Annotated in this window: 18 protein-coding genes; all 18 read right to left on the bottom strand. The window is 45.1% G+C overall.

Translation table 11 applies throughout. The features are described 5' to 3' along the window. Position 1 precedes the first annotated feature (1 nt). The gene (locus DWW23_RS06815) at positions 2 to 1,948 is read right to left on the bottom strand and encodes a sodium:solute symporter family protein (RefSeq protein ID WP_122352525.1); all 1,947 of its coding nucleotides are present in this window, start codon (positions 1,946 to 1,948) and stop codon (positions 2 to 4) included. 171 nt (positions 1,949 to 2,119) lie between these two features. Next, entirely contained in the window at positions 2,120 to 3,007 is an 888-nt protein-coding gene (locus DWW23_RS06810; RefSeq protein WP_122352524.1) for a hypothetical protein, read from the bottom strand. An 83-nt stretch (positions 3,008 to 3,090) separates the two neighbouring features. Beyond that, positions 3,091 to 3,963 (bottom strand): 3-hydroxy-5-phosphonooxypentane-2,4-dione thiolase, encoded by an 873-nt coding sequence (gene lsrF / locus DWW23_RS06805; protein WP_122352523.1) that lies wholly within the window; start codon positions 3,961 to 3,963, stop codon positions 3,091 to 3,093. A 37-nt stretch (positions 3,964 to 4,000) separates the two neighbouring features. Then, positions 4,001 to 4,615 (bottom strand): DAK2 domain-containing protein, encoded by a 615-nt coding sequence (locus DWW23_RS06800; protein ID WP_122352522.1) that lies wholly within the window; start codon positions 4,613 to 4,615, stop codon positions 4,001 to 4,003. A 9-nt stretch (positions 4,616 to 4,624) separates the two neighbouring features. Then, on the bottom strand, positions 4,625 to 5,641 hold the full coding sequence (locus DWW23_RS06795) for a dihydroxyacetone kinase subunit DhaK (protein WP_122352521.1): 1,017 nt from the start codon (positions 5,639 to 5,641) through the stop codon (positions 4,625 to 4,627). Between the two features lie 36 nt (positions 5,642 to 5,677). Further along, a complete protein-coding gene (locus DWW23_RS06790) occupies positions 5,678 to 5,998 on the bottom strand; it encodes a hypothetical protein (RefSeq protein ID WP_122352520.1) in 321 nt (106 codons plus the stop codon). Positions 5,999 to 6,037: 39 nt separating this feature from the next. Then, on the bottom strand, positions 6,038 to 8,482 hold the full coding sequence (gene ccsA, locus DWW23_RS06785) for a cytochrome c biogenesis protein CcsA (RefSeq protein ID WP_122352519.1): 2,445 nt from the start codon (positions 8,480 to 8,482) through the stop codon (positions 6,038 to 6,040). A gap of 113 nt (positions 8,483 to 8,595) precedes the next feature. After that, positions 8,596 to 12,606: an SUMF1/EgtB/PvdO family nonheme iron enzyme gene (locus DWW23_RS06780; RefSeq protein ID WP_122352518.1), complete on the bottom strand. Its 4,011-nt coding sequence runs from the start codon at positions 12,604 to 12,606 to the stop codon at positions 8,596 to 8,598. 43 nt (positions 12,607 to 12,649) lie between these two features. Beyond that, positions 12,650 to 13,390 (bottom strand): hypothetical protein, encoded by a 741-nt coding sequence (locus DWW23_RS06775; RefSeq protein ID WP_122352517.1) that lies wholly within the window; start codon positions 13,388 to 13,390, stop codon positions 12,650 to 12,652. Between the two features lie 67 nt (positions 13,391 to 13,457). Beyond that, entirely contained in the window at positions 13,458 to 14,552 is a 1,095-nt protein-coding gene (locus tag DWW23_RS06770; RefSeq protein ID WP_122352516.1) for an endoribonuclease L-PSP, read from the bottom strand. 12 nt (positions 14,553 to 14,564) lie between these two features. Next, positions 14,565 to 16,337 (bottom strand): YncE family protein, encoded by a 1,773-nt coding sequence (locus DWW23_RS06765; protein WP_122352515.1) that lies wholly within the window; start codon positions 16,335 to 16,337, stop codon positions 14,565 to 14,567. 9 nt (positions 16,338 to 16,346) lie between these two features. After that, the gene (locus DWW23_RS06760) at positions 16,347 to 17,156 is read right to left on the bottom strand and encodes an IclR family transcriptional regulator (RefSeq protein ID WP_122352514.1); all 810 of its coding nucleotides are present in this window, start codon (positions 17,154 to 17,156) and stop codon (positions 16,347 to 16,349) included. A gap of 99 nt (positions 17,157 to 17,255) precedes the next feature. Continuing rightward, the gene (locus DWW23_RS06755) at positions 17,256 to 18,350 is read right to left on the bottom strand and encodes an ABC transporter permease (RefSeq protein ID WP_122352513.1); all 1,095 of its coding nucleotides are present in this window, start codon (positions 18,348 to 18,350) and stop codon (positions 17,256 to 17,258) included. Between the two features lie 10 nt (positions 18,351 to 18,360). Next, a complete protein-coding gene (locus DWW23_RS06750) occupies positions 18,361 to 19,476 on the bottom strand; it encodes an ABC transporter permease (RefSeq protein ID WP_122352512.1) in 1,116 nt (371 codons plus the stop codon). Position 19,477: 1 nt separating this feature from the next. Then, positions 19,478 to 20,212 (bottom strand): ABC transporter ATP-binding protein, encoded by a 735-nt coding sequence (locus DWW23_RS06745; protein ID WP_122352511.1) that lies wholly within the window; start codon positions 20,210 to 20,212, stop codon positions 19,478 to 19,480. 62 nt (positions 20,213 to 20,274) lie between these two features. After that, on the bottom strand, positions 20,275 to 21,180 hold the full coding sequence (locus tag DWW23_RS06740; protein ID WP_122352510.1) for an ABC transporter ATP-binding protein: 906 nt from the start codon (positions 21,178 to 21,180) through the stop codon (positions 20,275 to 20,277). Positions 21,181 to 21,211: 31 nt separating this feature from the next. Then, the gene (locus tag DWW23_RS06735) at positions 21,212 to 22,126 is read right to left on the bottom strand and encodes an HlyD family secretion protein (protein ID WP_122352509.1); all 915 of its coding nucleotides are present in this window, start codon (positions 22,124 to 22,126) and stop codon (positions 21,212 to 21,214) included. A 12-nt stretch (positions 22,127 to 22,138) separates the two neighbouring features. Then, complete coding sequence (locus tag DWW23_RS06730) at positions 22,139 to 23,431, bottom strand: TolC family protein (RefSeq protein WP_122352508.1); 1,293 nt, start codon at positions 23,429 to 23,431, stop codon at positions 22,139 to 22,141. Positions 23,432 to 23,433: the final 2 nt, after the last annotated feature.

Genomic DNA, 23,433 nt, shown 5'->3' with positions numbered 1-23,433 from the left:
GTTACTTCTTTTCGTCCAGTTTTAATTCTTTCATCAGCTCATTATATTCCACTTCATCTTTGCTCATCTTATCATACCAGTTCTTCTTCAGAACAAGCGTCGTGATAGCAAGGATCAGGACACTGGTCAACAACGGCATTCCTTCACGAATCACGATATACATCGGAATAATGGTCAGGCACATCTGCCAGATAATCCCCACAGCCACATTGAACATATCACGTTTGAAGTTTTTGTTAGCTTTCACCTGCGGATATTTGGCAACCACCTTATCGTGAACCGGTTTCCAGAATCCCCACGGACGTATGGTAATATAGAAACGTTCCAGCGTTTCGTCTTCTACCGGAGGGGCGGAGTAAGTGCCGACCACACACCCGATCAAAGATACGACCAGTAATACAGGGAAATAGAACAACGGCAACATCGGAGCATTATTAGCATATTCTCCCACTCTTTCTACAAAATGACCGTCCACCATTGTGTAACCGTCAAAGATAAACGGACATACCATAGCTGCCAGGATACCCGTGATCATTCCCCAGAAATAGCCGTTGCCATTGAAACGCCACCAGTGCCATTTCAATAAGTTTGCAGCGATATATCCACCATACAATGCAGAAGTGATCCATTGCAGTACAGAGTTCACACTCTCAACAAAGAATCCGATCACAACACTAACAACCACAACACCGACCGTCACAATATAACTGGCACGGATCATCGTCTTGTTGCTGGCATTCGGATTCATATATTTCTTATAAATATCGTTCACGATATAAGCAGGAGCCGCATTGGCTGTAGATGCGAAAGTAGACATAAACGCAGCAAGCAACCCGGCTAGCAACAAACCGCATACACCCACAGGAACAAACTGGTTGATCGCATTCGGAAGAATCAACTCAAAATCGATCGCTCCTGTTTTCGTTGTCAGATCCAGATCTTTGAAAAAAGCCAGGGCAAGGATCGTGAAGCCCATGATCATCAGATAACGCGGTATCAGCAAGATAACGGGAACCGAGCCACTCATTAAAGCGGCCTCTTTACCACTACGGCAGGAAAGGATCTTCTGCATATCATAGTTAGGTGCAGGACCAGCCATACTGTTGAATACCCCCTTAAAGAGCATCATCATAATGAAGATACCGAACAGGCCGAATTGGTCGTTCATGATCTTTTCATTCACGTCGCTGAAGATATCAGTCCATTTCAAATCGAGCGTCCATCCGGGCATCAGACTGTCCCATCCGGCAGGCACGATAGAAGCGATTGTTTCCGGACTAACTTTCATCATGGCAATAACGGCAATCGTTACACCGGCAACGGTCATAATAGCGAACTGAACCACGTCGGTCCATACGATACTCAGCATACCGCCCAACATCACATAGATGGTGGCAATGGCAGTAAAAAAGATGCCATAAGCATGCGGCACATATTCAGCCGGAATATCGAACGGGACAAACTGGGAAACGTAGTCCCAGGGGAAGAATATTTCCATAAACTTACCTACACCGATAAAACCGTAGCTAAGGAAACCCAGCACGCCGATCAGGGCATAGATAACGACAATTGTATGCGACAAATTAGCACCCTTGTTCTTACCGAAACGTGTCCGAATCCATTCGGCCCCCGTCAACACATTTGAACGACGCAGCCAGACAGATAGATAAACCATCAGGAAGATCTGGTTGAACACCGGCCACAACCAGGGTACCCAGGCACTTTTAATTCCATAAATAAAGGCTAGTGTAACCATCCACATAGTGCCGGAAATATCGAACTGGCCGGATGCGTTAGACAAGCCTAACATATAAAAAGGTAGAGTTTTACCTCCCAAGAAATAGGAGTCCATGTTTTTCGACGCTCTTTTCTTCAGGATCAGTCCGATGACTATCATCGCCACCAGGTAGAGTCCGATGATAAAGATGTCGATTGGTTGCAATTTCATGATATTGATTTTGTTTTTAGGTTTAACGTTTGGCAAAGATATATAAATAGTTGACAGTTGACAAGTGACAGTTGACAGTTATTCCGGCTTTCAGCCGAATAGGTTCATTTTCATGAAACAAACTGTTACTTATCAATACTTGTCAACTGTCAACCGTCAACTGTCAACTTGTTAGTCGATCGGACAAACAGAAGAGATCATGCCGAATGTTTCATTATCATTCAGGCTCCAGATAACTTTATTATTACCGTCGATCTCCATCAACTGCGGATTGTTCGATTCCTTTGCACTCGGATCGTGTCCCTGCCAGTTACAGATATACAGACCGTTGTTAGATGTCGGCAGCAACTGGGCTACAAAGAACAGAGAAACGCCGTCGATATCGGTAGCACCGATTTTACGGATCACTTCGCCTTTGTCCAGATTCACTTCCATCAAAGAATGACCGTCACCACAGGCTACCATGTAATTGCCGTTGTTCAGCAATACAGTACTATACGGAGTACCTTCCAGTTTGGTTGTTTTAACCAGTTCGCCGGCCGGAGAAATCTCACGTACTTCAGAAGTGGCGAACAGAGGCATCAGGTAATTACCAGCCTTGTTCTTATTCACCTGACGGAACTGGGCATGCGGATGATCAATACCTGTCTCGTATTCTGTCGCCGAAAGTATATCACCCTTCGGACTTACCTCCATGACCTTTGCCGGGTGTCCGCACCATGCCAACAGGTAATTGCCATCGGGCAGGACACGTGCCGTCTGCATTTCGCAGCCTTCCGGAGCAGAGATGTTCCATATTTCTTTCTGGTCGCGAGTGATCAGTTTAGCTCCTTTTGCATAGGCAAACAAGATGTTACCGTCGGGAGTAGCTACAGCCGAGTTACATTCCCAACCTTTTTGCAAAGGATGTTCCCATTCTATTTGTTTTGTATTCTTGTCAATGATAACGATCTTATTCCAACCGGAACCTGCCAACAATAATTTCTGGGCCTTTTGCTGGCAGGAAGTGGCAGCAAACAAGAAAAGAGCCGAGCATAATAATGTGAATATTTTCTTCATGGCAATTCAATATATGTATTAATTATGTTTGGATACAACAAGGGGCAGAGTAGCGCCCCGCCCCTTTGAAGTATACTTATCAATTATTTAGACAAATCCTGGAACATTTCAAATCCCTGCTGTGGAGTCAATCCTTCATGCACTACTGCATGAACAGCCTGGATCATAGCGATCGGATTTTCTGACTGGAATACGTTACGTCCCATATCGACACCGGCAGCACCGTCGTTGATAGCGTTGTAACACAGTTCCAATGCTTCCAGTTCAGGTAATTTCTTACCACCTGCGATCACTACAGGAACCGGACAAGCAGCAACCACCTTTTCGAAACCTTCGCAATAATAAGTCTTCACGATATTTGCACCGTTTTCAGCACAGATACGAGAAGCCAAACCGAAATAACGGGCGTCGCGAGCCATTTGTTTTCCAACAGCAGTCACACCCATTACAGGAATACCATAGCGGGTACCTTTATCTACAGCCTTGAACAGGTTAGCGATCGTTTTAGCTTCGTGAGCTTCATCGCCGATAGCCAACATAACAGCCATAGCTGAAACGTTCATACGGATAGCATCTTCTATATCGATCAGAACGTTGTCGTTCAAGTCTGTCAGGATAGAAGTACCTGCATCCGAACGCAAACAGATAGGTTTGTTTGTTGTAGTCGGGATTGCAGACTGAAGGATACCGCGTGTACACATGATACAGTCGGCATACTCAATCAGCGGTACGATATTCAGGTCGATACGTTCCAAACCAGAAGTCGGTCCCATAATGAAACCATGGTCGAATGCCAGCATTACAGCTTTGCCTGTCTTCGGGTTAAAGATACGGGATAAACGATCTTTCATACCCCAGGGAAGGTTTTCAGCACCCTTCACATGGAAACTTTGTTGTTGAGAGCTAACACCTAAACCGAAGTTACTGCCTTCTCTCAAATCATCTAAATCTGCCATTTTTCTATTTTCTATATTAAAAAAGTGAATTATTCAATTATAATGCTTCTGCAAAAGAAGCCAACATACAGCTCCATGATGTAGCACCGCTATCAGCATAACCGATAGAACGTTCGCCGTAATTACGGGCACGTCCGAAGTTCGCTTTCATATCTACTGTTTTCTTCGCACCTTCCAGAGCTGCATTAGCACCGGCTGTCAGGATCTCTTTGATATCGTCCGACGTACAAGCTTGCATAGCTTCTACGGCAGGAACCAAAGCGTCCATCATCGTTTTGTCGCCCGGTTGTGCCTTCGTCTGTTTCTGCACGTTGGCAAGGCCACCGGCAAACATTTTCTTCACACCTTCGGCATCCAGTTCAGATCCGGAAGCACTGTCGCTCATTCCAAGGAAGAATGCACCTAACAGGGTACTTGTCGATCCGCTTGTTTCCAGCATCACACCAAATCCCATATCATTCAGCATAGATTTGAATTCCGTTCCTTTTTCCGAGCCTTTAACGACAACAGAAAAAGCCGTTACGATAGCCTGTCCGTGATCACCGTCACCGATTACCGCATCCAGTTTAGAGAATTCGTCTTCGCGGGCTTTGATATGCGTTAAGGCGTTATTCAGCATACCTTTGAAAGCCTCAATAGTCAGTTGTTTCATGTTATTTGTTTATTTACCAATAGTTGTCCAATACGGTGCGTTTGCACTCTTGTTCTTCAAATAATCGATGTGGTCTGCATCCAAGATACCCATGATCATCTGGAAACCAGCTTGTTCCTGAACAGTCAGGATTTCCTGGATACGGCCGAACACGACTTCCATGCCACGTGCTTCCAGTTCTTTGTAAGCTTTACGGAAGATGATATTCAATTCCATATGGGTAGTTGCACCAACACCGTTGATGATAAGCATCATCTTGTCACCGGCTTTCGGTTGCAGTTGCTGGCAAAGCAGGTCAACCATTTCAGCAGCTGTAGCGTCGGCAGACACTAACGGTTTCTGACCGCCACCACCTTCACCATGCTGTCCCATACCGATTTCCATTACACCGGCAGGCAGGTCAGTGATTGTAGCATTATTCTGCGGATGCGTACAAGAACGCATAGCAACAGCCAGGGTTGCCACCTTATCGTTATAACGTTCACCGATCTCGATCAGTTCGTCCAGAGATTTGCCTTCGTCTGCAGCAGCGCCCAGGATTTTATACAAAGGAACGCAACCGGCCAAACCACGACGATCGTCTGTCGGAGCACCGATACCTGCACTGATATCGTCATGAGTCAGGATCTGTTTTACTTTGATACCAACACGTTCAGCCAACTGACAAGCCATGTTTGCACTCATCACGTCACCAGAATGGTTCAATACAACCAACAAGATACCTGCTTCACGTTTCATCAGCTGCAAAGCCTGGAACAGACGCTGTGCACCCGGAGCAGCAAATACGTCGCCCACAACAGAGCAGTCCAGCATACCGTCGCCAACGAAACCGCTCAATGCAGGTTCGTGACCGGAACCACCTAATGTAACGATAGCTACTTTGTCTTCGCTTTTAGGATTTGCACGTACAACAATATTTTCTGCAGCCAGTTTTACCTGATCAGGATAAGCCAATACATAACCTTCCAGTAATTCCGGAGTTATTTGTTCAGGATCATTTATAAATTTAGTCTTAATTTCTGCCATGGTGTTTTTCCTCCTTGTTTCGTTTAGGTTTATAAATTATTTAATTTCCATTAATTCGATAGCGATACCTTCTTCTTCGATGAAAGCAATAGTCAAATGTTCGTCGCATACAGCCGGGCCAAAGATAACTTTTGCATCTTTCAGCGCTTCCTCCAATGAAGGAACCGTATAAGCGATATGACCATTCGTTTTAACCAGATCAGGCAGGCAGCTCTTAGCAGGATCGTCAAACTTCAGATATTCGATCTTGTTAGGACTCTTGCTGTAATCGGTTAGCCACACGTTCAAACCTTCGTTGAACATTGCACCTTCTTGGTTTTCGTTGGTAAGGATACCTACATGATTAAATGTTCTCATGATCACTAAAATTTAATGTTTAACTTGTATATTAATAATTCATTCATTTCCCTTTATCTTATTATATCCGATCCTCGATAAGATCCCCAGGATCACCACTACGACCCCGGCTATATAGAGATATGTAAAGATTCCGTGTACATTATCGTTCTGTCCGTATGAGTGCATTCCGCTCAGGAAATAATTCACTCCGAAGAATGTCATCAGAACAGAAGAGAAAGCCACCACCGAACAAAGGTTGAACAGCCAGTCACTATACCAGCGTTTCACCAGATGCAGGTGAGTAACGACTGCATACACTACCATCGTAATCAGCGCCCAGGTTTCTTTCGGGTCCCATCCCCAGTAACGTCCCCACGATTCATTCGCCCAGACAGCTCCCAGGAAGGTTCCGATCGTCATCAAAGCCAGACCGACCCAAAGTGCCATTTCGTTTACGATGGTCAACTCTTTGATACGGGCTTTCAACAAGGCTGTATTTTTCTTTCCAGCAATACTTGTCAGCACCAGATTGGTCAGTCCGATCAGGCAGCTGATACCGAAGAAACCGTATGCAGCCACAATAACAGCCACATGGAACATCAGCCACGGCGATTTCAATACGGGAACCAGCGGGTTGATCTCCGGGTCCATCCAGTTCAGTCCGGAAACGAACAGGATAATTCCACCGAACAAAGTAGCCAATGCAAAGGTCACCGTACTACGACGTACGAACAACAAACCAGCCAGGACAGTTGCCCAGGCCACATACACCATTGTTTCGTACGAATTACTCCACGGTGCATATCCGCCGATATACCAGCGCATTCCCATTCCATACATATGGTAAAGGAACACGAGCAACACGCCTACCCCCAATATCCAGATACCGAATTTCATCCACTTCTGCTGCTTGAACAGCATAACGAACGAAAGGACCAGTAACAAACCACCCAAAATCAGATAACCGATCTTACACTGACGGAATATATCCATCTTGTTATATTTAAGCTCGGCTTCAATCCTTTTAGCCGAGATATCGAGTGTCTTATTTTTTGCCTGCTGATATGTGCCGATCATATCGACCACCTCATCGGCCTTCGACCAGTCGCCTTTCTGCAAAGCATCCTGCACTTCCGCCAGATACCATCCCATAATACGGGAAACGAACATGGAATCTTTTCCTGTAAATGCAGAGAGGTCGTCACCGGCCGCATACCATTTGTGATTAGGATCATCCTCTTTCGGGAAAAGATTCAACATCTGGTAATTGATCAGCTGGTGGAATATATTGATCTGCTCATCCAGTTTAAGCAGGTCTTTATCGAAACGGGTACGCTGGGCAGGCATCTTGTTATATGCCTCTTCCAACTTTTCCTGCAACTTATAATCGCCATTGTTATCGAACACCTGCAGATAAGCACATTCACCGTCTGTCAGATCATAATAATTTGCCAGTTCCGGATTGGATAAAGCGATGAAAGGTACACGCATCCACATATCCGGCATAGCCAACAGGCTCAACAGGAACTGATCGGAATCCAATTTACCGATCTTATCTGCTTTATGCAGTTTACGCAGGATTTCCGAAGAGAATGTATTGATAGGCATCATACGTCCGCTATGGGACTGAATGGGCAATGCCCCGAATTTTGCCGCATGTTCAGGAGATACCGTATATTTCTGCACGGCATCCAGCATGGGCGAAGTTTCTTCTTTTGCATTCACTGATACCGACAGGGCCAGTAACGCAAGGATCATTGTTGCCGATTGTGCAACAGAACGTAATTCTTTTAAGCGACGACTCAACGTCATAAAGCGGCAATTCTTCCCTACCAACGAAATAATAAGTCCGATCACCAACAACAGGTAACCGGTATACGTTATGTTCCGTCCGGCTACATCGCGATTGACGGAAAGTACGGTACCCTGTTCATCCGGATCGTAAGAAGCCTGGAAGAGACGGTACCCTTTTATATCTAATACATTATTCATAAATACCCGTTCGCGACGTGTCTGACCGTCTACACGCACCACTAATTCGCTTTCGTAAGAAGACGGGCTGGATGAACCGGGATAACGGGTCAAAGTAAATTTTTTCAGTTCTACAGTGAAAGGTAAGGTATTGAAAGTGGTCAGATCGCCCTGGCGGACCGCCATCTGATCAGTCGATTCTCCTTCGCGAATATGAAGGATTCCCTCTTCGCCGAACTGGAAAGAAGCAAGGGCTCCAAGAAGGATAATAATAAAGGAGGTATGAACGAGCATCAACCCCCATCTGCGGAGTTTTAGATACTGGTACTTAATAGCTATGACAAGAAAATTAACCACCAGAAGAAATTGCAACAAAAAGAATAAAGGGGAATAATAGATCATCGCTTTGGCAGCAGCCGTACCATGATATTTTTCAATAAAAGTGGCGACAGCCAGACCAAAACCATAAAGAAGTAACAAAACGATTGTTGTTACAAAGGAAGAGAGTATTCTTTCAAGAGTTGCTTTCATTTGTTGTTTTAATTAAGTTATGCCGCCAAAGATAAGAAATTTCAATTAAGTGACCCCGGCCACACCGGGGCCACCTAATAGATTTTATCTATATCTAGGACATATCTCAGGGATTAGTCTTCGATTATTACACGGAAACCTACGTTAAATACACGCTGATACGGATAGTATGCTTTACGTGCATAAGCTGTAGAGAATTTCGGACGTTCGATATATGAACCACCACGAACCACTTTATGATCTGAAGTCAGTTTAGTCTTCGGATTATAAGGATAAGGCACATAATCTGAACGGGTCCATTCTGAAACATTACCGTGCATGTTATACAAACCGAACGGATTGGCTTCGTAAACCTTTTCGCCTGTCTGGATCAACTGTCCGTCGTCTACACCTTCTTCTTTCGGCAGATAAGTATAGTACTTATACCACATAGAGTTCGGAGACATAGGTTGCGGGTCGATACCGCTAACAGCGAACAACAACGTTGTCTTGTCAGCCAAGTTTTCATATTTACCGAAGTCAGTATTCATATCGCCATACCAGAAATCGCTGTCGCTACCTGCGCGGCAAGCCCATTCCCATTGTGCTTCTGTCGGAAGCGTAATGTTCAAGCCTGTCTTTTCACTCAGTTGCTTGCAATATTCCATAGCATCGTTATAGCTTACACGGATAACCGGTTGATTCGGCTCATTAGCCGGATAACCCTGGTGTACGTGGTCTTTCCACAACTGGTCGACGAAACGACTGTCGTGTTCAGGATAAATAACACCAAACTGCTGGTTGGTTACTTCCATTTCACCCATCCAGAACGGTTTGTCGATCTTCACCTTAGCTGTAGGATAAGCATCCGATTCGCCGTTATAGCTACCCATTACGAATTCACCTGCAGGGATACGAACGAAGTTGATCTTCACACCCGGAGCGATTTCGATCTCTTTACGGTTGCTGGTTTCCTTAGCAAGCATATCTTTGATAGCTGCCTTATCGAACGGCCATCCTTTCGCTTTCACTTCTTTCACCTTTACAGGAGCTGCTTTTTCAGGCATAACCGGAGTGATCGGACCTTGTGCTTTCAAATAAGAAGCATAGTCAGCGATTTCCTTCTTCCAGTCTACACCCATACCGTTAGCATACTTGTCTGTCAGTTCTTTACGACGTTCGATCTGATCGAATCCCTGGTACGGAATGATTTCCTTACCCAGAACGTTTGCATCGAAGTAACCTTTATCAGGAGCGTTATAGTCGATCCAGTTATACAGTTTCAACCATTCTTCGTCTGTCAGTTTCACGTTATGGTGACCCTTCTTCAGGATACGAACCAATTCGCTGGTGTTCGGATGATATTCATACGGCTGAAGAACAACCATATCACCTTCACCACCCTGACGGTGTACGTACGGATGGATATTCAGATAAGAAGTACCATAACCCAGTCTGTCTTTCTTACCACCACGCAGGTCGAATGCTTTGCCTTCGCCATTGTGACAAGCGATACAAGCACGATCCAGGATCGGCTGAACTTCCAGGTCGAAGGTGAATGAACGAACACCACCTACAGGCGCTTTCAAAGGAGCAGCAGCTTTCTGAGAAGCGATCACACGTTTAGGAATAGGAATCTGGTTCTGGTCTTCGTGACAACCGATACAAGAAACCACTTCACCCGGCTGACCGGTTACCCAACTACGCATCCACTGGATAGCAACACCATCCTTGTCGATCGGCTGGATAGAGATCGGAGTATTAGCCGGTACCTTGAAGATAGCCGAACCGTCTTCTTCAACAGGTACAGTACCTAACAAACGTTTGATATCCCAACCACTCTGAATACCATGCCAGTTATGGTCGGAACGAGTCTTCACATAAGCATATTCATAAGCATGCAGACGAAGTTCTTTTACTGTTCCGCGAGGAATACCGTGCAGACCTTCACCTTCATAAATATCCTGAATAAAGATAGTAGCTTCTTTTTCATTCAGCTTCACACGATCAGGAATTGCCGGAGGTGTTTTTGTTTCTTTCACCAGGATCGGGCTGATATAACCTTCGCCTTCTGCCTGTTGCAGGCAAGTTACGTTATCATAGATGTCAACCAGATAAAGTCCCCACAATGACTGAGGATTCAATTTGGCAGCAACCAGGAAATATTTGTCATTCAACGGAGTCGGTTTTACGAACTGCGGCCATACGCCATTTACCAGTTCGTCTTTGATCAGCTCAACAATCTGACGATTGCGGTGAGGGATTTCCTGCACCATACCTTGAACATTCTTACGTCCCTTTGTCGGATCGAAGATGATCAGACGACCGGAACGAGCTACACCGTGGTGGCCGGAAATGATACCTACGAAAGCAGATCCATGACCTGGCAACGGCTGGATATCGAATGTACTGTTCGGGAACATGGAACCGCTACCATAGAGTGCCTTGTTTTCTGTTCCGTCCGGGTTCATGTGCATAACGATACGAGAGTAATAGTGAGTCAGGTCGGTATATTCCCAACGAGTGTACATAACACGTCCGTTATTCATAACAACCGGATTCCAGTTAGCATCCTGGTCGAAAGTCAGACGACGCAGGTTCTTTGATTCCGGTGTGTAAAGAACCATATTACCTACCGGGTCATCACCGCTTACACAAGGAACACCCTGATAACCGATGTTAGAGTTAGCGATAATACGTCCGTCCGGCAGATAAGTACCGTCGTAAAATTCCAGATCCGGTTCTTCGTTCTCTACCAGTTTCTTGCAACCTGTTCCGTCCAGTTTTACTTCATATACGTTCCAACGTTTGTCGTTGTCACCCATTAAAGTTGTGAACATCACACGGTCGGCATTCCAGTGCAATCTCAGGTCAGCGATAGAAGCGTCGGCAACGATCGGTTTGAAGATGCTCTTCATCTGCATATCACCACGCAGGTCTGTCAATTCAATGATCTCAGCATCGAAACCACTACGGCGTGCAGATTCCTGATTACTCCAGTTATTAGCCTGTGTTCCCAGATCCGGAGCCATTGCCTGACGTGCTCTTGAACCTAATTTATAACGTACAGCAACGATCTTGTCGGCATCCAGCAACGGGTTACCCAACAGGATAGCCTTTTTGTTTTCCAATGCTTTGCGGGCATCGGCTATCGCTTGTTCATCACCTTTGTAAATACCGCTGAAACCTTTCTGCTGGAGTTTTACCAACTCATCCAACATCGGCTGATATTTAGCAGCATCAAAACCTTTCTGCTTGCTCATATCGGCAAATGCCAGTTTGATAGCATCGATATTCAACCATTCCAGGTCACCCTGCAATGCATAAACATCCTGAAGTTTTTCAAACAATTCCAGATATTTACGGATCTGGGTATTCACTTCTTTTTCATTAGCGATCTGCTGAACGACATTCTTATAATAAGAACCGTCTTTCAACTTATCCACCATTGCTTCTACAGCTTGTTTTTCAACAGAAGCATCCGGAGTGATCAACCAGGTATCCAAGCCGTCCATCATAGCGCCCAGCATACCGATCTGTCCCGGATATTTAGCGATCAGTTCGTCACCGACAAATTTCGGAACAACGTTCAAAGCCTGGAAATAAACGCTACCGCCGGAAGAAGTATCGTCGATACCTACTTCTGCTTCAAAGCGAACATATTCACCTTTTATCGGATAAACCAATGTACCGTTTGCATGACAGAAAACACCGTGTTTGTATTCCTTGCCACCAATAAAGATCTCATGGTCATAAGCGTTAATATTCATTTTAGGCTTTGCCCAACCGGCAACACCATATTCGTAAGGAACTTCATCCAACCAAACAGCAGTACCGTCCGCTTTAATCAAACGAGCGTTACCCCAAACAGCCTGGTCGTAATCCGAACCATCCGGACCTCCGGCAGTGATAAGCACCAGCTTATCCACGCCTTTCAAATCCACAGCAAAAGGTTCTGCTTTTTCCTTATGCTTCTTCCAGGTGGAAATAACAGGCATATTAGCCTTCTGAAGCTGGGTCTGCAGTTCCGTTTTTGCTTTAATTGATGCATCAATCCAAGTATCTGCCTTCTTTTGTTTCGGACCTGCCGAAACAAGGAAGGAAGTAGATAAAAAGAGTGATACCAATAAAAAATATTTATTCATGTATCTTTTTAAATAAGGTAATAACAACTAAGATTGAATATCATTAAAGAGAAGCCTTAGGATTTGTAAAACGAAGACCATCGTTATCATGATAACATGCCCATTCGTCAACAATAGCACCTTCCGGACCAGCCATCATGAAGTGGAATGATTCCAGTTCTTTCAAACGCAAAACATCGCCTACTTTCTGAACTGCAAAGTTTTTGCTCTTGATAGGACCATGACTAGCCGGGATTGCCGGAGCATTCGGAGTTTCATCACCGATTACAGAGAAGTTATAAACCCATCCCTTTTCAACCATCCATGATTCGTGTTTTGCAGGGAATTTGGTTTTTACATGAGCGTGTTCAGGGATCATCTGTCCCGGAAGCAGGTAGATAGCGTGAGCAAAGTATCCGTGTTCTGCATCGTTGATCCAGAAAATACCGCCCATACCAACATTTTCAAAGTCACCCAGACCGAAGTCGGTTACCCACATGTCTTTAGCCATCAGTTCTGTGAAAGGAACATCATAGAACTTGAACATGTCTTTCATTGCTTCGATAGCCACTTGCTGATCGAATTTGCCGTCTTTGTAGAAGTCGGCGTTTGTGTACTTCTTAGAATAAGTCATTTCTTTTTTATTTTTACAATTAGAATCGTTACTGCATTTGCATTGTTCAGTGCATCCGTTTTCCCCATTACAGCAAGTTGCATCACTCGTTGTCTTGTTACCGGTACATGCCACCATGGAACTTAATAATAGCCCCACTGCCATTGATTTAATACTTAATCCTTTTTTCATTTTTGTTTTAATTTATGTTAGTAATATTTGCTATTTTTCGCTAAACGGTCAACATGATCCGGCAGGATTACAACACTGCTATTCCCTCAATCTCAATTAATAATTCATCCCGACAAACATCAGCCCACATATAAGATATGGGGATGTTCAACTCATACGCATTTAAAAGTCTTTCAGACTCTTCATAGAAAGATTTATCTTTCAGATAAACCCGGAGCATTTTAAGTTTCGCTTCCCCGATCAGTTCCGCGATATTCTCCATCGTGATATGAAGCTGGCGCTCCAGCCCCACTCCTATCAGGCTTTCTTCGCCGCGAATGGCTGCCGTACCTGATATATAAACCAACTCACGATCTCCGAACGTCATGCTCTTGGCACGCTCGAACTTCGGAGTTGTTTTCTTACAATGGGCAGCTTCCAGCACACCGTCGGAGTAAGCATGTGCAGCAACCTGCAGCTTATTGTCGATCGGTGTCGTATAACAATCCGGATTCGAGAACAAGGCTGCATCCAAGTCTACCAATATACCACCCAAGTTCGCACCGATACCCGTTGCTGCCGGATATCCGTTTTCCCAGGTTGTCATAGCGTAATAGTCGCTACGGGCATTATTGAATATCTGGTAATGCTGGTCTTCACCGTCAAACTTCGTGATCTGCTCGATATAATTCCACTGACGGATAATACTGTTGATCGGGAATCCTTCCTTTCTCAACAGGTCGGATACCAGCTTGAACACTTCCTTCGACTGTTGTTCGATACCAAAATTGATTACATCACCGTGGAAACCTCCGGCAAACAGGAAACGGCCGCTGCCATTTTCCAGCAACACATACGGAAATGTTCCGATATGTTTATATGTAATATGGTCACCTTCATCCGGCGTATACATATGAGCTTCCAACAGCAGCCCTCCGTTCAACGGCGGCTGAGAGACATAAGTCAATACCGGCTCATGGTTCCCATAATATTTACGTACCTTCTCGCGTAATAATATACGACGGGAAACATACTGTTCATTATCACTCGGTGTGCCGAAAAAGGCCAACCTGAATATTTGTTTATCACGGGGCAACTGAGCAAGCAGTTTATCCACCATTTCCTCAAAACCCGCTTTTTCTGTAGAATAAATGTTATAGTTTATCTTATCGCAATAATTCATCGATCCCTCCTTTTAGAGTGAGTTTACATATTCAACCAAAGCCTCAATATCTTTCTTGGACACTTTCTTATCGATTCCATGTTTGTGCACTTCAAATACTTCTCCCATTGTTGCCGCACGACCATCGAATAGATAAGGAGCCGTACGCCAAACTTCTCTTAAAGTCGGAGTATCCCATCCCTTTTCAAATTCAATATCCTCACCGATACGATGATATTTCATATCTGTATAATAAGGTCCGCTATGACATTCGCCGCATTTCAGTTTCTCAAATACTTTACGTCCTTCTTTTGCCAAATCCGACAGTTCGCCATTTACCAGAAGAGGGCTCGGCACCGGACGCAACGATTTCAGATATTCGTCCACGCAGACTGCATCCTCTTCCGTAATATCGAAGAACTGGATGAAATTATATCCTGCGCGTACAGCGATTTCTGCATGGGCACGGATACCGGAAATCATATTAGGCGGTGTCACATGGCTAAATAACAAACTCTTGCAATTCTTGGAGTTACCAACCCCGTCATTCATCAGGTCCCAGTTCATACCGTCCGTACGGGCATCTCCCGGATGACAACCGTTACAACTCTGCCAGTTCTGGAAACAGTGAGAGGCATCATTGAAATATTTTTCTCCTTTATTGATATCAGATTCCGTACGTCCCGGATTCAGTTCCGTAGAAGTTATTTCCCGTGTATTTATATCCATTACGTTCAGGACATCTGCAAAATAAGTCGGAACTATCAGCTTCTCATTGGTAAGCACCATCGAACGCGGACCGTTACCCTGCAAAGGTACACGTTCGCGGATACCATACAGGAAGTTCAGGTCATAATCCAGCATCGCTTTATTAGGATACGATTCAAACTTCTCACGCAAAGCCGGATGGTCGATCACACTGACTTCGTGAGTTCCTGAATGAGAAATAAAGATATGATCGTCATTACAGTCGATACTCCAGATACCGGCAGCACCTCTTTCCGGTTCGTCGACAACAACAGCACCGACAAACTCCTGCTTTTCCGTATCGATCACACTGAATGCACTCGTATTCATCCAACCCTGCTGCAACTGTGAAGTCGGCACAGTGAAACGTCCCAGGTTATGGGAAACATAAATATATTTTCCGTCCGGTGTAATACAAATACCACGCAAAGCATTACTACCGTTAGCCAACTTAATATCTTTTACTTTGGTGAAACCATCCATTTCAATAACAGAAACACACGCAGCCACATAATCCAGGTCCGCACGCTGTGCAGGAAGGAAATTTGTCACATACATATATTTTCCGTCTTTGCTGAATACGGCTGATTTCGGTTCACGCAACACTTTTACGGTACGCAGTACCTTATGATTTACCGGATCGATCTCCGATACACTGTCATCGAACTGGTTACATACATAAATAGTCTTCTTGTCCGGTCCGAACATCGGATGGCAAGCACCGGAACCTGTTGGGATAGCAGCTTCTATCCGGCCTGATTCCAATAATAATATCTGTAGTTTTCCAGTCTTCTCAAACGTCGTCACATAGGCTTTATCACCGTCAACCAGAATACCGGTCGGCGTTTCATCCATCGGGAAAGAACGTAACAACTTACCGTCAGGAGAAAAAATATCCACCCGTTTCAACCCTTTTTCCGTCAGGAACATCTCTCCTTTGTCATTCAGTTTAATATCGGTTGTAAAAAACGGAGGATTGTCAGCCGATGCAAACGAGACGCAACAACTGACAAAACAAGCCATCAATGAAGTTTTTAATATGTATTTCTTTGTGTTCATGGTATGTTGTTATTTTTTTTGTGTTTTACTATATCCTAATTCTCCCGAGATGTTCTGTGCCACCTCCTTAATACTCGCAACCGTCGAACGGAATATTTCCTTCGTCAACCTGTCTTTCGGCCCGGATATCCAAATCGCCCCACAAGGATATCCTGTGTAATTAAAAATAGGAGCACCAACACATATCACTCCATTCAATTCTTCTTCATTATCCATAGCATAACCTAACTTACGGACCTTTTCCAATTCCTCCAGATAGGCTTCCCGGGTAGTAATTGTCCGCGAGTTATATTTCTCAAATGTCATATACGACAGATAGCGGTCGCGGACCGTGTTTGGCAGATAAGCCATAATCGCTTTACCGGGTGCTGAACAATGCAGCTCAAATGGTTTTCCCGGTGATAATACAAAACGGAACGTATGATGTCCCTGTGCCTGTTCTATAAAAATACCCTTTTGATCTCCTAGTACACCAAAGCAGGCAGTCTCTCCTACTTTATCGCGTAAATCGCGTAAACAAGGCAGCACTGTCTCCAACAAATTATGCTCATTCAACGATCTGAAGCCCAAAGTTAGCAATTTTCGCGACAACTTGTAGCGCTTCGTATCTTCATTATAGTTAAGATAATCCAAACGAACCAATGTATTCAAAATACGGTATGCAGTAGTCTGGGAAATATCCAGCTTACTTTTAATATCCTGCAGCGTCTCACCCTGTGGACGGAGCGAAAGATATTCAAGCACCGCAATTCCTTTCTCCAGATTCGGCACTTTATAATTCTCTTCACCTTTTTCCATATTTGGAATAACGCTTTCCATATTTGAAATATTGTTTCAGATTTGAATCAAATATAAAAGAGTAGCGTTAATAAAGTGCATATTTGGTGTAAAAATTGGTTAAGTCTGCTGTAAAGCATATTATTTCTTCCTATAGCTGGCCACAGCCAGAACATTAAAGAAGAGAGCAAATAAACATACGACCACAAAATGCCCTGTTAAATCAGCAAACTGGCTGCCTTTCAGGTAAACCATACGCATCACTTCCACAAAATAACGCACCGGATTGAACAGGGTTATTTGTTGCGCCCAGTGGGGCATACTGCTAATAGGTGTAAAAAGACCGCTCAGCAATGCAAAGATAATTAAAAAAAAGAAAGCCGTGAACATGGCCTGCTGCTGGGTGGAAGAAATGGAGGAAATGGCCAATCCCAAACCGGTAAAGGCAATGAGGTAAACCGCGGCGAATAAATAAATGATCCCGATATTTCCGACAGGCAACAGGCCATAAATGATCCAGGCCACAATAACCCCGATTGTCAGGAGAATAAAACCGATGATCCAGAAAGGGATCAGTTTCGAGAGCAGGAACAGTGTTTTGGGAACCGGGGTCACATTGATCTGCTCGATCGTCCCCTTTTCCTTTTCACTGACAATATTCAGGGCGGAAAGGAATCCTCCGATGATCGTCAGCAAAAAAACCATGATACCCGGAACCATGTAATTTTTATAATTCAGATGCGGATTGTAAAGACTCGTAGAACGTATTCCGCCGGATTGTAAACCGGAAGTAAAACCTTTCTCTTGATTAAAGTCCTGAATGATCTGGGAGAGATAAGAGCTTCCCATCCCTCCTTTCGTCCCGTTCACAGCATTGGCAGCGATCAGCACTTCAACCGCTCCTTCCCGTCCCAGTTGCTGTTCGAAGTTCACTGGAATCTCCAACAACAAGTCCGATTCGTTACTTTCTATAGAGGTTATGCCCTGATCATAACTGTCCGAAACATTCGTCAGACGGAAATAACCTGAGGCCACAACCTTTTCGACCAACTGGGCAGACAGGACGGAATGATCGTTGTCTATCACACCCAGGTTGATATTACGCATTTCAAAATTCGCAGCAAAAGGCAGAATGATCAGCTGCATCAGTGGAACCAGAAAGATAATACGCGGCAGGAACCGGTCGCGCTTGATCTGTTTGAACTCCTTCTCAAGTAAATATCGTAATGTTCTCATAACTTTCTTGTTATAAACGGATCTTAAAACGTTTCACACTCAGTATCACTAGGAATACGACCATAAACAACAATATCCCCACCTCTTTCATGATGGCACCGGCACCCAAGCCTTTTATCATTACATCCTTCACAGCGATGATATACCATTTAGCCGGTACGATATTCGAGATCCATTGTAATATATCGGGCATATTCTCTATCGGGAAAACCATACCACTGAGCAGAATAACCGGAAGCATCAGTACCATCGCACTGATCAACATAGCAGCCTGCTGCGTATCGGCAATGGTCGAGATCAGCAGCCCCAGGCAAAGAGAAACCAAAGCATACAGAATAGAAACAGCCACCAGCAAAGCCAGACTGCCGGAAATCGGCACCTTGAGCAGAAAATAAGACAAAAAGAGAATCGTCGCCACATTCACTATACTTAATAATAAATAAGGTATCGCTTTTGCCACGATAATATAAACCGGCTTCATCGGAGAAACCAGCAATATCTCCATCGTCCCCATCTCTTTCTCCTTCACGATACCGACCGAAGTCATCAGGGCACAGATCAATATCAGGATCAATCCCATTACACCGGGAACAAAATTATAGGCCCCTTTCATCGTCGGGTTATAAAGCAGATGAGTGACGGGGGTAACACCAGCTTGCATTAACGCCGCCCTTTCAGCCGGTTGCAATAGTTGCCCTTGTATCTCTGCCTTTGCAGAAGCAATAACAGCCGTTGCATAGGAAGTTAGCTGGGTTGCTTCATTCGGATCGGTCGCATCCGCCAGAAGCTGGGCATCGGCATCAGGCGAAGAAGCATACTGCGGAGGAAAGACCACAACCATTTTCACTTTTCCCTGCTTGAAGAGGGACTCCGCCTCGGACATATTTTCTATCATCTTATAAAGCTCGAAATATTCGCTGGCCGCCAAGTGGGCACCGATCTTTGTCGTAACCTCATCCCGGCTCTGGTCGAATATGGCGATCGGCACACTTTTGATCTCCGTCGTTATGGCATATCCGAAAAGTAATATCTGGACAATAGGCATAACCAAAATGATCAACATCGTCCGTTTATCGCGGAAAATGTGATAAAATTCCTTTTGTATAAAAGATATAAATTGCTTCATACTATTCTCCTCTTTTCGCTTTTCGTGCCAGAGCATGGAAAACGTCATTCATATTATCGACATGGAAAGAAGATTTCAGGGCAGCCGGACTATCCAGCGCTTCGATCTTCCCGTCCACCATAATGGAAACCCGGTTACAATACTCAGCCTCGTCCATATAATGGGTCGTGACAAAAACAGTAATATTCCGTTCGGCAGCCTGATAAATCAGTTCCCAGAACTGACGCCGGGTGACCGGGTCGACACCTCCGGTCGGTTCATCCAGAAAGACGACACGAGGCTCATGGATGATAGCAACGGAGAATGCCAGCTTCTGCTTCCATCCCAAAGGGAGTGCATCGACCAGCGTATTCCGTTCTGATTCCAGATCCAGCACAGCAAGCAATTCATCCGTCTTTTCCGCCAGCCTCTTCTCCGACAGGCCGTAAATGCCACCATACAAACGGATATTCTCCCATACTTTCAGATCACCGTAAAGAGAAAACTTCTGGCTCATATAACCGATATGGCGTTTGATCTGTTCCGTCTCTTTATAGACATCGAAACCGGCGACACAAGCCTGCCCGGAAGTAGGAGTCGACAGTCCGCAAAGCATACGCATAGCAGTCGTTTTCCCAGCGCCGTTAGCACCCAGGAAACCGAATATCTCCCCTTCGCCCACCTCAAAGCTAATATGGTCGACTGCCGTAAAGCTTCCAAAACTCTTAGTCAGGTTGTTTGTTTCTATTACGTTCATTATATATTTATATGAAAGTTCATATTTTTCTATTATTGCAACATTGACTCAACTCTTTCTAATCACAATGCCATAAAGCAATCTTCCACGCTCGGCTCTACAGATTCTATGGTCACATCGGTATAACCTTTTCCTTTCAGGAACTGCATCAAGTCATCCATCTCACGTCCATCCTCCTTCAATGTCAGATGATGCGCATCACCAAAAGCATAGCAGGAATAAGTGCCCGGAAAACTCCGAAGATCTACCAACAGTTTATACATAGACGAAGCCCGTACAGTCCACAGATGCCTACCGAAAGAGGAGCGGATGCCTACCGGTGTATCGACGGACAGGCATCGGCCGGAACGCATCAAGGCAATGCGGTCGCAACGGGAAGCCTCATCCATATAAGGAGTAGAGACCAGGATGGTAATACCCTGTTTCTTCAAACGGTCCAGCATATCCCAAAATTCCACACGGGAAACCGGATCGACACCAGTCGTCGGCTCATCCAGGAAAAGCACCTCCGGACGATGGATCAAAGCACAACTTAACGCCAGTTTCTGCTTCATACCTCCTGAGAGTTTTCCGGCTTTCCGTTTCTTGAACGGTTCTATCTGGACATAGATGTCGCGCACCAGTTCATAATTTTCGGCTATCGTCGTATTGAATACCGTTGCAAAGAAGTTCAGGTTCTCTTCTACCGTCAGGTCCTGATACAAAGAGAAACGTCCCGGCATATAACCGACCATTGTACGGATTTTCTTATAATCACGAACGACATCCAATCCACAGACGGTCGCTTTTCCCTTATCCGCCAGTAATAAAGTGGTCAGGATACGGAATAAAGTCGTCTTCCCCGCCCCATCCGGCCCGATCAGACCGAACAGTTCGCCCGAATGTATATCCAGGGAAATATCCTGCAAGGCCTCTATCAGTCCATAATTCTTACTAATCGCCTCTATCTTAACCCCATTTATCCCCATTAGTTTTCAATTCTCAATTTCTAATTTTCAATTACTCAAACACCGTTTCGCCATACTGCCCGATCTTGAGATAGCCATCATTCTTGACAGCGATCTTGATGGCATAAACCAGGTTGGCACGTTCGTCTTTCGTCTGGATACCTTTAGGCGTGAACTCCGATTTGTCGGATATCCAGGTAATCGTTCCCGGATATTCACGCTGTTCATCCGCTCCGTAATCAGCGAAGACACGTACTGTCTGGCCTTGTTTCAATGTCGAAAGCTGGTCGGCCGTAATATAAGCCCGAAGGTAAAGCAGATCGGTATCCGCTATTTTATACAGCGGTTTGCCCGCAGCCGTCACTTCACCCGGCTCTGCATATTTGACGAGAACCGTTCCCGCCTGGGGAGTTACGATACGGCTTTTCTGTAATTGGTCATCCAGTTGCATGATCTGATAAAGGATGCTTTCGGCTTCGGCATCAGCTCCCCCGGTCGTTTTGTTCAGGGTAGAATATTGTGCATCGAGTTGTTTCTGCAGATATTTGATATTGTTTACAATGTCATCCACCTGCTTCTGGTTACCCGCTTTTGCCTTTACCAGGTTCTCCATTCGCTGCTGCTCCGTACGGGCCGTAGCGATCTGCTGTTCCAGAGCTGCGATCTGTTTGCGGATATCCGGTTTACGGATATCAACGGAGCGTAAGCCCGCCGAAAGCTGCATCTTCTTCAAATATAACTGGGTACTGTCGATATATCCCACCATTGCTCCGGCATCCAACCGGTCGCCTTCCTCTATATTCAGTTCCATGATCTTCCCGTTAGCCTCGGAAGACACCAGGATCTCCGTCGCCTCAAACGTACCGGTCGCATCGAAGTTGCCATCTCCCCGGTTACATGCAGCCAGGCCCAATAATGCGGTTGCTATCAAGGTATAAGAACTCAATCGTTTCATATTACTTTTCATGATTCTTTTTGATTATTCATTATTCGTCGTGTACATATAATTATAGACAGCATTCAGATGCTGGATACGATGGGCTGCCGCCGTCTGCTTCGCCATATCCTCCGCATTGATCTCACGGATCAGGTCGGTAACGGAGATGACCCCATTCTCCAGTTTCACCTCCGCAGCATTCTTGATACTGGTGCGCAAGCGGATTATTTCATCGTCTGCCTTCATCAGGTCGGATATCTTCTGTATCTCCGTGTTTTGCTGCATCAGCTCAAGCGAGGTATTAAAGAGGAATGTCTCACGTTGAACTTCCACCTGCTGCAATGTCGTAGCGACTTTACGGCGGTCGTTCTTCAATGTATATAGTTTACCCATATTCCAGGAAAGGCGTACCCCCGCTATATAGAACGGATCAAAGCTATCCTCCAGCATATTCAATCCCGGTCTGCCGTATCCGCCCTGAACAAACGCACCTATACGGGGCATTAAACCGCTCGTGATCTGTTTATTCTGTAGCTCCAGCAAATAGCTTTTAGCATCCAACGCCTTCAGTTCAGGACGGTTTATTTCTCCGGACAAAGGATTACCCGGTACGTTCGGCACCTCCAAAATCCTGTCTTTATCATAAGGCTTTCCTATCATCGCACTCAACATCCTGCCGAAAGCGACGCGGGAAGCTTTCAACTCGATCTCTTTCTGGCGGGCATTCAGAAGTTCCACTTCCATGCTTTCACGGTCGGATTGGTTGGCTACCCCGTTAGCCATCATCGCCGTTATACGATCGATATTGATCTGCAGCTCTTTTTGTAACAACACATTCTGGCGGATCAACTCCTCTTGGAGCAGACAACCGAAATAAAGCTGGTTCACCCGGTCGTTCAATGTATAGAGATCGCTTTCCAATTGTTCCCGGTCTGCTGTAGCCTGTGCTTTGGTCAGTTGGCGGGAAGTATGGATCGTGCCGCCATCCCATATATTCTGGTTCAGTTCGGCTACTACCTGATACTGGTCTTTACTCAAGGCAGGGATTTCCAGTCCCGGCATGACAGCCGACAGCTTGTCCGCATCAAAAGGGAGTTTGGTCACATCGCTCTGATAAGTAGCTTTCGCATTCACCGTCACCTGAGGCAACCAGCCTTTTACGGCATTCGACAGATTATACTGCTCGGTCTGCCCTATCAGCCCATACTGGCGTATCTGGGGATAATTAGCCCGTGCCCATTCGTAGCATTGCGCCAGTGTTATCTTCTCCTGCCCCTTCGCAATTCCCTGTAGCAGGGGTAAACATAAGAATAGAATTACACAAATCCGTTTCATAG

The organism is Parabacteroides sp. AF14-59 (genome assembly GCF_003479515.1).
Classification (GTDB): Bacteria; Bacteroidota; Bacteroidia; order Bacteroidales; family Tannerellaceae; genus Parabacteroides; species Parabacteroides faecis.
Note: the sequence above shows the minus strand (reverse complement) of the source record. Positions and strands in the feature narration are given on the sequence as shown.